Below are 11215 nucleotides of genomic sequence, written 5' to 3' on the forward strand. Positions count from 1 at the left end.
ATGGCACTGAGTTACAAGGCACGGCGGCGGTTGTCTTTGCTGGTTCTGCTGGTGGGCCTGCCCGCCTATGTCGTGGTGGCGGTCAGTCTGGTCAACTGGATGGACCGCCCCTCCATTCTGGTCGAGCTTGGCATCTATGTCGGGCTTGGGATGCTGTGGATCTTGCCGCTGCGCCCGGTGTTCATGGGCGTGGGGCAGCCAGACCCCGATGCCGCCCCACCGCAAGACGACCGGCGCGACTGAATCGGTTGTGAAACAGACAAGCGGGCTGCACCGGATGCAGCCCGCTTGTGTGGTCTTGCCGGTGGCCTGCGCCGTCAGCCGGCGATCTTGCGGGCCTGCGCCAGAAGCGGCGACGCATCGCTGATGGCAAACTGGCCGCGGCGGCTGCGTTCGATCACGCCTTCGCGCAGCAGGATGCCAAAGCTGCGCAGCCCGTCTTCCCGCGACACACTGTCCGTGGCCGTGCCGATGTGGCGCATCAGCTGCGGGCGGGTGAAACTGTCCAGCCCTTCGACACAGGCAATATAGGCAGCCGCCGCTTCCAGCAGCTCTGGCAGGTCGGTCGCGCCAAGCCGGTCGGCAAATTCGGGAAAGCCGCTCTCGGCCTCAAACAGATTGCCGGCGTCTTCATAGTCCTCCTCTGCCTCGGCCTCGATGGCAAGCGCTGCCGAAGACATCGGCCGGCGTGGCCGCACCGGAACAACCGTGGCCCCCCCGGGCGCGCGCGACACCTCCGCTGGCCGGTCGATCCGCTGTGCCGACACCAGCACCAGCGGGGCCGGACGCTCGCCCTGCGGCGCAGGCGCGCTGGCAGCGGGGCGCATGACCTTGGCCAGATCCTCGCGGTAGGCCCCCATGCGGGCGCGGCCATTCTCGGCCAAGGTGCTGCCGGTGGCACGCCGTTCGGCAATGGTGGCGGCGACGGCAGCTTTCAGATGGGCAATGGCCGACCGGCGCCGCTTGGTATCGGGCACTTCCATCTGGTTGCTGGCCTCGGCCATCAGACGGCTGACCGCCACTTCTTCGGCGGGGCGGTCTAGGTGATGGCCGTTTGCCGCCGCAGCGGTCGGGCCGGTGACAGGGGGCTCACCATCCGGCTCCTGCTCCAGCGCGGCAAGCTCGGCCGTCAGGGCGGCTTCGGCCTCCTGTGACAGGGTGGCGCGGGCAGGGGCAGGGGCAGGCGCGGCAGGGCCCGCCACAGATGCATCCTTGCGGCGGATCTTGATCACGCGGGCCCGGGCACGCTGCAGTTTTTCCTGGGACTGCGGGCTGAATGACCCGGCCTCATCGTCCTGCTCTGCTGCAAGCTCGGGCAGCGCCGGGCGCGTCACGGCCGCGGGCCGCAGCGGGCGCACCGGACGGATCGGGCGGACCGCGCCGGGGCTCACAGCGTCGGCCTCCGCTGCATCTTCTGCGCTCTGCGGCGCAGCCTCCGCCCCGGTCGCCTTCGGCGCCTCGGCCTCGGCCATCTCTGCCGTCGCCATGTCATCGCTCAGCTCAGACAGGGGTTGCAACAGGGCGTCGTCGGCCTCCTCGTCAAGCTCTGGCCCGGAGGTCTGCTCTGCCACCGGCGCGGCTGCAAACACTGCCGCTTCCAGCCCGGCATCGGCCTCTGCATCATCGTCAGAGATGTCGTCGGTGGCGACAGGCGCGCTGTCCGCAAGGCTCAGGCGGATGTCGGCCCCCGAATCTGGGGGTGGCGGCGCGCTGGCCTCTGCCGCTTGCGTCTCGATCAAGCCGCCAAGGCTGGCAAGCAAGGCCTCATCCGCCTCGGCCTCTGCCAGGGTGGACGGGCCCACCCCATCCGCTGCGCCTTGGGTCGCCGCCTCGGGCAGCGCAGTCTCTGCGGCACGCAGGCTGGCCAGCAGGGCGTCGTCATCTGCGCCATCATCGGCGACCTCAGACGCGTCATCGGGCAGATCATTGGCAGCCTGGGTCAGCGCCGCCGGCGCATCCTCCGGCAAACCCTCCACCGCATCCAGCGCCATCAGATCGGCAAGGTCATCGTCCTCCGCCCAAGCCCCGTCCTGATCCGCGGCAAGGGGTGCGCTGGCGGGGGCAAGCGGCAGATCCTCCGGTGCCTGATCGGCCTCAAGGCCCTGCGCTTCGGGCAGCAGGTATTCTGGCAGGTCAGCCGCCTCCTCCTGCGCCGCTTCGGGCAAAAGATCCTCAAAAGCCACCAGATCGGCCCGCGGCACCTCGGCGTGCTGATCTTCGGTATAGGCCTCTTGTGACAGCGGGAGCGCTGCCGCCAGCGTGACCACAGCCGCGCTCTCACGCCCTTCGGCGGCGGCCTTGCGCAAACGGGACAGTTTTTCCGCAACCGTATCGGCCGCCGGATCTGCACCGGCCGGCGCGTCCTCTTCGACAGCCGTCAGCGTCGGCGCGGGGCGCGGCACAGGGGCGATGCCCCGCGCGGGCATTTCAACCACAGGCTCCGGCGCGGGCTGAGGCGCGGCAGGCGCGCCATTTGCAAAGGGTGCGGGGGCTGCGGCAGTGCCAGCCTCCTCGGCGCGCAGGATGACGCCATTCTCCTGCACCTTCGCCTCCACCCGGCGCTGGATTTCCCGTTCGGCAATCTTGTGCAGCATGGCGGCATCCGGCTGCGGCGGCTCGGCCCCGAAATACCGATCCCCGGCGGCCAGATCGCGGAAATACTCTGCAATCGCCTTCATCGTATTGAACGGGTCTTCAAACCCTTCCAATGTGCAAGAGAAGGTTCCGTAAGAAACCGTAAGGATTTTACTCGCACCCATCATAAGACATCCGCCTCTTGCACATCTCGACATGTCTTTTTCACCCTGCACTTGTTCGAATCCATGGACAGATCAGGGTGTTTTAAAGGATTGATTGTGGCACGCATCCCGGTGTTTCGCCGCAATTTGAAAGACAGTATCCGCATGAATCCCGTTATAGTGCAATCTTCAGGCGGGATCACGCTTGTGGGCGGTGCACCTGTTTCTGCCGCATTGTTTCGAATGTCGCAGCAAAGGGCCCCGGTGATTGTGGCGGCCGACGGGGGGGCAGATCGCTGTCTGGCCCATGGCGTGCCGCCACAGGCGGTGATCGGCGACATGGACTCCCTGTCCGACTCGGCTCGTCTTGTGCTGGCGGACCGGCTGCACCCGATCGCGGAACAAGACACCACCGATTTCGACAAGGCGCTGCGCTCGCTTGACGCGCCCTTCGTGATCGCGCTTGGCTTCATCGGCGCGCGGGTGGATCATGGGCTGGCCGTGCTGACCACGCTGGTCCGCCAGCGGCGCCCCTGTATCCTGCTTGGCCCGCAGGATGTGGTGTTTCACGCGCCAGATCGGCTGCGCCTTGCCCTGCGCCGGGGCGACCGGTTCAGCCTCTATCCGCTGGCCAGGGTCACCGGCACCAGCACCGGGCTGGACTGGCCGATTGATGGGCTGGAGTTTGCGCCCGACACGCGGGTCGGCACCTCGAACCGGGTCAGCACCGGGCCGGTCAGCCTTGATCTGTCGGGGCCGGGCATGCTGTGCATCCTGCCGCGCGGCCGGCTGGATCAGGCCTTGGCGGCCCTGACCGACAGCGCGCGCGCCGACAGCCGTTCGCGGTAGATGATATACAGCCCCGACCCGGTGATCACCACGATCCCCGCCCAGGTCAGCACATTGGGGAAATCGCCAAAGATCCAGTAGCCAAGCGCCACCGCTGCCACAATCTCCAGATAATGCAGCGGGGCCAATGTGGCCGATGGCGCGAATTTCAGCGCATAGGTCATGCACATATGGCTCAGCGCCGCCCAGAAGCCGACGCCGAACAGCCACAGCCAGGCATTGCCCTGCGGCATCACCGGGTCCAGCTGCCACCAGCCGCTGCCATCGGCCAGAACCATCACCGGCAGGCACATCAGCAAACCGGTCCATGAGGTGTGGAACTGCATCGCCACCGGATGCATGAACCCCGCCACCTGCCGCGTCGACAGCATGTAGAAGGCAAAGAAAAACGCCGTCCCCAGCGGCCAGAGCGCCACATAGCCAAAGGCCGCCAGCGACGGCTGGATCACCAGAAGTGCCCCGGCAAAACCCACGCAAGACGCGGCAATCCGGCGCGGCCCGACCTCGTCTCCGAACAAAAGCCGGCCCAGTATCAACAGGATGAACGGCTCCACAAAGGCAATCGCCAGCGCATCGGCCACCGGCATCACCGAAATCGCGGCGACAAAGCTGAAGGTCGACAGGATCAGGAACACCGCCCGCAGGCAGATCAGCCCAAAGGCCCGCGGAGTCAGACGCAAGGCCAGGCCCATGGCCAGGATGATGGGGGCCATCAGCGCGCCCTGCACCACAAAGCGTGCCGTCACGATCTGCCCCACCGGGATGGTGGCCGCCGCCAGCTTGGCGGAGACATCCAGCAAGGGGGCCAGCACGCAAAAGGCCAGCATCAGCACAACGCCGGGAAGGATACGGTCGGGGTGGCGGGTCATCCCCATGGGCTAGCGTGCCTGCCCCCGCCCGTCCATGACAAAAGCGACATCATCGCGGGGGATTTCGCGCCGGGGCGGCAGGCCGGGGTGTCAGACCTAAAACCCCGTCAGCGCCGCCATCCGGTCATGGGCGGGAATGGCGCGCATCTCAAGCCCGGTCACGCTGACCGTATCCTTGCGCATCAAGGTCAGCTTCTGCATGGCGGCCTCGGTCAGGGGCGGTGCGAACAAGGTGCCGTGGATCAGCGCCTGTTCCGCCTCGGTCAGGTCCACAATCTCGGGCCCGCCGCCACCGCCATCCCCGTCGCTTTGCACCGTGACAAAGGTCAGCGGGGCCACCCGGGCCAGTTCGGATTGTTCCACCACAAGAAACAATGTGCCGGTGGTCAAACGCCGCCCCGCCCCGATGCGGGTCAGGATCGCCCGCGCCCGCACCGCCAGAAGGTCGGCCAGCCGGTCCCGCGTGGCCTCATCCAGCAGCCCGGCGCGGGCCGCGGGGCCGAGTCGCAGGAACCGCATCTCCACCACATAGATCACCAGCACCATCAGGGCCGGGGCCTGCGCAATCGCCAGCGCCGAAGACCGCCAGATCAGCGCCATCCCGGCAAAGGGGGCCAAGGCTGTCAGGTAGCGCAGCAATTCGAGCTCGAACACCACCCGCGCCTTCAGCCGCCAGCCGCCGCCCCGGGGCCAGACAAAGCTGCGCCCCAGAAAGCGGCGCGGAATCTGGCGGAACTCCAGGGCGGCGCGGTTCGGAATGGTTTTCGGGGTGATGATGAACATGCGCCAAGTCTAGCGCGCCCGCCCCGCGCGTCGAGCCGTCTCAGGGCAGCGCCGCGTCCTCCGCCGTGCCGCTGCGCCGGATCACGTCGGCAATCTGTGCCAGCTGGCTTCCCAGCGGGTTGGTCTTGCGCCAGACCAGCCCGATGCTGCGCGTGGGGCGGGGCTTGGGCAGCCGCGCCACCGACACCGGGGCCAGCCGGGTTTCCACCGCCACCGCCATCTGCGGGATCAGCGTGACGCCAATCCCTGCACCCACCATCTGCACCAAGGTGGTCAGCGAACTGCCCTCCATCAGATCACGCGGCAGCGCCGAGCCCAGCTTGCAGAACGAAATCGCCTGTTCCCGAAAGCAATGGCCTTCCTCCAGCAGCAACAGCCGCATCTCGCGCAGGGTTTCTGGGTTGGGCACCGGCTTGTCCGCATCGGCTTGCGGACGGACCAGAATGAACTCTTCCTCAAACAGGGCGTATTCGACCAGCCCCGGTTCCGACACCGGCAGCGCCACCAGTGCCGCATCCAGCCGCCCGTCGATCAGATCCTCGACCAGCCGCTGCGTGATCGCCTCCCGCGGGCGCAGGTCCAGCGCGGGATAGCGCGCCGTCAGATCGGTCATGATCCGGGGCAGCAGATAGGGGGCCACCGTCGGGATCACCCCGATCCGCAGCCGCCCAGTCAGCGGGCCAAAGGACGCCCGCGCCAGATCGCCCAGCTCTTCCACCGCCTGCAGGATCGCACGCACCCGCAGCGCAAATTCGGTGCCAAGCGGCGTCAGGCTGATCTGGCGCGGCCCGCGCTCGATCAGCGCCGTGCCCAGCAGCTCCTCCAGCTCTTTCATCTGGATCGACAGCGCGGGCTGCGAAATCGCGCAAGCCTCGGCGGCGCGGCCGAAATGGCCGTGCTGCGACAGGGCGTCGAAATAGCGCAGATGTTTCATCGACAAAGCCTTCATAAGAAAAACATATAAGGTTGATTAGAAAATGCAAATTCTAATTATGGAACCCGCATGTTAGAGAGATTCTAATCAGCAAGGGTCTGGGTTGCAGGGCGATTCGTCCCGCAGCGCGGCGATCCGGCTGTGCCAGCGACACAAAAGCGGAGAAGCGACATGGATGGAAACGATATCAAATCGGGCGGCAAATGCCCGGTGATGCACGGGTCTTTGACCACCACGGCGGCGACCGTCACCGAGTGGTGGCCAAAATCGCTCAACCTCGACATCCTGCACCAGCATGACACAAAGTATAATCCGCTCAAGGGCTTCGATTACCGCGAAGAGGTGAAAAAGCTCGACGTGGCCGCGCTCAAGGCCGATGTCCACGCTCTGATGACCGATTCTCAGGACTGGTGGCCTGCCGACTGGGGCCATTACGGCGGCTTGATGATCCGTCTGGCCTGGCATTCCGCCGGCACCTACCGTCTGGCCGATGGCCGGGGCGGTGGCGGCACCGGCACCATCCGCTTTGCGCCGCTGAATTCGTGGCCCGACAACGCCAACCTTGATAAAGCCCGCCGCCTGCTCTGGCCGATCAAGAAGAAATACGGCAACCGCATTTCCTGGGCCGATCTGATCATCCTGGCCGGCACCATCGCCTACGAGTCGATGGGTCTGAAGACCTATGGCTTCAGCTTTGGCCGCGAAGATGTCTGGCACCCCGAAAAAGACATCTATTGGGGCGCGGAAAAGGAATGGCTGGCGCCGTCTGACACCCGTTATGAAGATGTGAAAAACCCCGCCACCATGGAAAACCCGCTCGCCGCCGTGCAGATGGGCCTGATCTATGTGAACCCCGAAGGCGTCAACGGCGTGCCTGATCCGGCGCTGACCGCGCTTCATGTGCGCGAAACCTTTGCCCGCATGGCGATGGATGACGAAGAAACCGCCGCCCTCACCGCAGGCGGCCACACCGTGGGCAAGACCCATGGCAATGGCGACGCCGGTGCCCTTCAGGCCGCCCCCGAAGGCGCCGATATTGTCGAAGGCGGTCTGGGCTGGATGAACAACACCAGCCGGGGCGTGGGGCGCAACACCGTCACCTCCGGCATCGAGGGCGCATGGACCACGCATCCGACCAAATGGGACAACGGCTATTTCGACCTGCTGTTCGGCTATGAATGGGAACTGCGCAAATCCCCCGCCGGTGCCAACCAGTGGATGCCGATCAACATCCGCGAAGAGGACATGCCGGTTGACGTGGAAGATCCAAGCATCCGCGTGATGCCGATCATGACCGATGCCGATATGGCGATGAAGGTTGATCCGATCTACCGCGCGATCTGCGAACGCTTTGCCGCCGACCACGCCTATTTCTCGGACGTGTTCGCCCGCGCCTGGTTCAAGCTGACCCACCGCGACCTTGGCCCGCGCACCCGCTACATCGGCCCCGACGCCCCGCAGGAAGACCTGATCTGGCAAGATCCGGTCCCCGCAGGCAATACGGGCTATGACGTGGCGGCGGTGAAGGCCAAGATCGCAGCCTCCGGCCTGTCGGTGTCCGACATGGTCAGCACCGCATGGGATTCCGCCCGCACCTTCCGCGGCTCGGACCTGCGCGGCGGGGCCAATGGCGCCCGCATCCGCCTTGCTCCGCAAAAGGACTGGGAAGGCAACGAGCCTGCCCGTCTGGCGCGTGTCCTGTCGGTGCTGGAACCCATCGCCGCCGAGACCGGTGCCAGCCTTGCCGATGTGATCGTGCTGGCCGGGTCTTATGGTGTCGAACAGGCGGCCAAAGCGGCTGGCTATGACGTCACCGTGCCCTTCGCCCCCGGCCGCGGCGATGCAACGGCCGAGCAGACCGATGCGGCCTCGTTCGACGTGCTGGAACCGGTCGCCGATGGCTTCCGAAACTGGCAAAAGAAGGACTATGTCGTCAGCCCGGAAGAGCTTTTGCTCGACCGCGCCCAGCTGATGGGCCTGACCGCTTCGGAAATGACCTGCCTTCTGGGCGGCATGCGGGTGATCGGCACCAACCATGGCGGCACCGCGCATGGCGTCTTCACCGACCGCGTCGGCGCACTGACCACCGATTTCTTCGTCCACCTGACCGATATGGCGTGGAAGTGGAAACCGGCGGGCAACAACCTCTATCACATCACCGACCGCAAGACCGGTGAGGTCAAGTTCACCGCCACCCGTGCGGATCTGGTGTTCGGCTCGAACTCGATGCTGCGTGCCTATGCCGAAGTCTATGCCCAGGACGACAATGCCGAAAAATTCGTGCACGACTTTGTCGACGCCTGGGTCAAGGTGATGAACGCCGACCGTTTCGATCTGGCCTGATCTGAAAACAGGCTTCTGACCCCCGGCCCCCCGCAGGTATCCGCTTGCGGGGGGCTTTTTTCTTGCCGATGGCTGCAAGGACTGTCACGCAAGCGCCCTACACTCTCGGCAAGGAGTCCGCCGCATGCGTCTGGTCAATCGCACCTTTGACGAGCTTTCCCCCGGCGAGACGGCACAGCTGCGCCGCCTGATCACGCCGGATGATCTCTATGTCTTTGCGGCGTCCTCGGGCAATTACAACCCGATGAACCTGCCCAATGGCGATCTGGATGGCGATGGCCAGCCCGAACAGATGGCGGCGGGCATGTTCATTGCCTCGCTGGTCTCCGCCGTGCTGGGCACCCATCTGCCCGGTCCGGGCACCCAGTTGCGCAGCCAGACCCTGCGGTTTCACGCGCCCGCCCATGCGGGGGATGACCTGCTGTGTCAGGTCACCGTGCTGGACAAGCAGCCGGATGGCACCGTGCGGCTGAAAACCGAAGTCACCCGCCCCGCCGACGCCGCCCTGATCCTGACCGGAGAGGCCACGGTGCTGGCCCCGAAAGTCCGGTTCGACCGCGACAATCTGCACATCCCCGGCCTGATCGTGCAGCGCCACCGCCATTTCGACGCGCTGATCGACCGCGCCCGGCCCTTGCCCGCGCTGCCCACCGCCGTGGTCTGCCCCGATGATGACAATTCCCTTGGCGGCGCGCTGCTGGCCGCCACCCAAGGCATCATCACGCCCATCCTGATCGGCCATGCCGAGGCCATCCACGCCGCCGCCCGCGCGCTCGGCGCCGACCTCTCCGGGGTCGAGGTGATCGACGTGCCCGGCGACGATACCGCCGCCGCCGCCATAGCCTGCCGGCTGGTGCACGAAGGCCGCGCCTTGGCGGTGATGAAAGGCCATCTGCATACGGATGACCTCTTGCGCCCCATGGTCGACCGCGACCTTGGCCTGCGCTTGGGGCGCAAGTTCACCCATGTCTTCCTGATGGACGTGCCCGGCCTGCCAGAGCCGGTGATGGTCACCGACGCCGCCATCAACATCGCCCCCGACCTGATGACAAAGGTCGACATCATCCAGAATGCCATCAATCTCGCGCGCGCGCTGGGCATCGACCCGCGCGTCGGCGTGCTGTCGGCGGTGGAAACCATCAACCCGGCAATCCAGTCCTCGATCGACGCGGCGCTCTTGTCCAAGATGGCCGAGCGTGGTCAGATCAAGGGTGGTCAGGTCGAGGGCCCGCTCGCCATGGACAATGCGGTGGACATGGGCGCCGCCCGCACCAAGGGGCTGACCGGCGGGGTGGCGGGCCGCGCCAATATCCTCGTGGTGCCGGGGATCGATGCGGGCAATATGCTGGCCAAACAGCTGGCCTATATCAGCCATGCCGAAGGTGCGGGGCTGGTGCTGGGCGCCCGCGTGCCCGTCATCCTGAACTCCCGCTCCGACAGTCCGATGGCCCGGCTGGCCTCCTGCGCGGTGGCGGCGCTGCACCATTTTGCGGGCAAGGCGTAGGGCGGGGGTCTCCCCGCCCTGATCGGCGCGTGGTGCCGAACGCCCGCCTGTACCCTGCGCACCAACGTCATGACCTTTGCCATACGCAAACCAGACCCGCGCCAGACGCAAAACAGACGCTGCCGCATCCGGGTGCGGCCACTCCGGGGTAGGGCGGGGTTCACCCCGCCTCTGGCGTAAACTCAAACGCCATCAGATGCCGGTAGCGCTGCCCCGGCTCCAGCCGCGCCGAGGGGAACTGGGGCCGGTTCGGACTGTCGGGAAAGCGCTGGGTCTCCAGCGTAAAGCCGGTAAAGGGCGCAATCGGTGCACCGTCCTTGCCCGGCAACCCGCCTGCCAGAAAGGCTCCGGTATAGAACTGCACCCCCGGTTCATTGGTCCAGACCTCCATCCGCCGGCCCGATCCTGCATCCAGCGCTTCGGCGCAGAACCGCAGCGCCTCGCCCCATTTCGGCTCCAGCGGCCCGGTCAGGCACAGGTTGTGGTCAAACCCAAGCTCCGAAGGCAAATCTGCCCCGATCTCGCGCAAGGCACTGAAATCAAAGGCTGTCTGCGCCACCGCCAGAATCTCTCCGGTCGGGATCAGCGCATCATCCACCGGCGTGTATTGCCTGGCCCCCAGCCGCAACTGCTGGCCCATGATCGACCCCGACCCGGCCATGTTGAAATAGCTGTGGTTCACCATGTTCACCACCGTCGGCGCATCGGTATCCGCCGTCATCTCGATCCACAACCGTTCGGCATCGTCCAGCCAATAGCGCACCTGCATCGCCAGCCGCCCCGGATAGCCCATCTCGCCATCCTCTGAAACCGCCACCATGCTGACAGACCGCTCCGTGACCTCGGTGATCTCCCAGATCTTGCGGTCAAACCCCGCGCGCCCCCCATGCAGATGGGTGTCCCCCTCATTCTGGTCCAGCTGCACCACGCGCCCGTCCAGCACGAAGCGTCCGCCCGCGATGCGGTTGGCATAGCGTCCGCAGGTCGCGCCCAGAAAGGCCTTGGTCGCGGCATAGCCCGCCGCATCACCATGCCCCAGCACGATATCGGCGCAGACACCGGCGCGGTCCGGCACCCAAAGCGCCACCAGCCGCGCGCCATAAGGCGTCACCTGCGCCTGCACGCCGCCCGCGCGGCCCAGCATCACGGCCCCGACCTCGACACCGTTCACCTGCCCAAAAGGGTGCACCGTCAT

General features: G+C 66.1%; 9 protein-coding genes. 4 read left to right on the forward strand and 5 right to left on the reverse strand.

The window, feature by feature from the left end:
- A complete protein-coding gene (locus CXR43_RS05155) occupies positions 1-243 on the forward strand; it encodes a DUF2842 domain-containing protein (protein WP_103333004.1) in 243 nt (80 codons plus the stop codon).
- Between the two features lie 74 nt (positions 244-317).
- Here CXR43_RS05155 and CXR43_RS05160 read toward each other — a convergent pair whose 3' ends face one another.
- Positions 318-2759 (reverse strand): hypothetical protein, encoded by a 2442-nt coding sequence (locus tag CXR43_RS05160; protein ID WP_168219751.1) that lies wholly within the window; start codon positions 2757-2759, stop codon positions 318-320.
- A gap of 144 nt (positions 2760-2903) precedes the next feature.
- Here CXR43_RS05160 and CXR43_RS05165 point away from each other — a divergent pair, with 144 nt between their 5' ends.
- The gene (locus tag CXR43_RS05165) at positions 2904-3587 is read left to right on the forward strand and encodes a thiamine diphosphokinase (RefSeq protein WP_103334031.1); all 684 of its coding nucleotides are present in this window, start codon (positions 2904-2906) and stop codon (positions 3585-3587) included.
- Here the strand turns inward: CXR43_RS05165 and CXR43_RS05170 are convergent.
- From CXR43_RS05170 to CXR43_RS05180, 3 genes are all read right to left on the reverse strand, one after another.
- The gene (locus CXR43_RS05170; RefSeq protein ID WP_103334032.1) at positions 3533-4456 is read right to left on the reverse strand and encodes a DMT family transporter; all 924 of its coding nucleotides are present in this window, start codon (positions 4454-4456) and stop codon (positions 3533-3535) included. The genes CXR43_RS05165 and CXR43_RS05170 overlap by 55 nt on opposite strands.
- Positions 4457-4552: 96 nt before the next feature.
- A complete protein-coding gene (locus tag CXR43_RS05175; protein WP_103333006.1) occupies positions 4553-5239 on the reverse strand; it encodes a hypothetical protein in 687 nt (228 codons plus the stop codon).
- Positions 5240-5279: 40 nt separating this feature from the next.
- Entirely contained in the window at positions 5280-6188 is a 909-nt protein-coding gene (locus CXR43_RS05180; RefSeq protein WP_103333007.1) for a hydrogen peroxide-inducible genes activator, read from the reverse strand.
- A gap of 156 nt (positions 6189-6344) precedes the next feature.
- On the opposite strand from CXR43_RS05180, the gene katG reads away from it, so the two are divergent.
- Positions 6345-8516 (forward strand): catalase/peroxidase HPI, encoded by a 2172-nt coding sequence (katG, locus tag CXR43_RS05185; RefSeq protein ID WP_103333008.1) that lies wholly within the window; start codon positions 6345-6347, stop codon positions 8514-8516.
- Positions 8517-8640: 124 nt separating this feature from the next.
- Positions 8641-10020 carry a bifunctional enoyl-CoA hydratase/phosphate acetyltransferase gene (locus CXR43_RS05190; protein WP_103333009.1) on the forward strand — a complete coding sequence of 460 codons (1380 nt, stop codon included), beginning with the start codon at positions 8641-8643 and terminating at the stop codon, positions 10018-10020.
- 160 nt (positions 10021-10180) lie between these two features.
- On the opposite strand, the gene CXR43_RS05195 is transcribed toward CXR43_RS05190, so the two are convergent.
- Positions 10181-11215 carry an aldose epimerase family protein gene (locus CXR43_RS05195; RefSeq protein WP_103333010.1) on the reverse strand — a complete coding sequence of 345 codons (1035 nt, stop codon included), beginning with the start codon at positions 11213-11215 and terminating at the stop codon, positions 10181-10183.

The organism is Pseudotabrizicola formosa, assembly GCF_002900965.1.
GTDB classification, from domain to species: domain Bacteria; phylum Pseudomonadota; class Alphaproteobacteria; order Rhodobacterales; family Rhodobacteraceae; genus Pseudotabrizicola; species Pseudotabrizicola formosa.

Coding starts and splice junctions, on each gene's coding strand:
- CXR43_RS05155 (WP_103333004.1), top strand. CDS start 1: ATGGCACTGAGTTACAAGGCACGGCGGCGGTTGTCTTTGCTGGTTCTG.
- CXR43_RS05160 (WP_168219751.1), bottom strand. CDS start 2,759: ATGGGTGCGAGTAAAATCCTTACGGTTTCTTACGGAACCTTCTCTTGC.
- CXR43_RS05165 (WP_103334031.1), top strand. CDS start 2,904: ATGAATCCCGTTATAGTGCAATCTTCAGGCGGGATCACGCTTGTGGGC.
- CXR43_RS05170 (WP_103334032.1), bottom strand. CDS start 4,456: ATGACCCGCCACCCCGACCGTATCCTTCCCGGCGTTGTGCTGATGCTG.
- CXR43_RS05175 (WP_103333006.1), bottom strand. CDS start 5,239: ATGTTCATCATCACCCCGAAAACCATTCCGAACCGCGCCGCCCTGGAG.
- CXR43_RS05180 (WP_103333007.1), bottom strand. CDS start 6,188: ATGAAGGCTTTGTCGATGAAACATCTGCGCTATTTCGACGCCCTGTCG.
- katG (WP_103333008.1), top strand. CDS start 6,345: ATGGATGGAAACGATATCAAATCGGGCGGCAAATGCCCGGTGATGCAC.
- CXR43_RS05190 (WP_103333009.1), top strand. CDS start 8,641: ATGCGTCTGGTCAATCGCACCTTTGACGAGCTTTCCCCCGGCGAGACG.
- CXR43_RS05195 (WP_103333010.1), bottom strand. CDS start 11,215: ATGACGGTGCACCCTTTTGGGCAGGTGAACGGTGTCGAGGTCGGGGCC.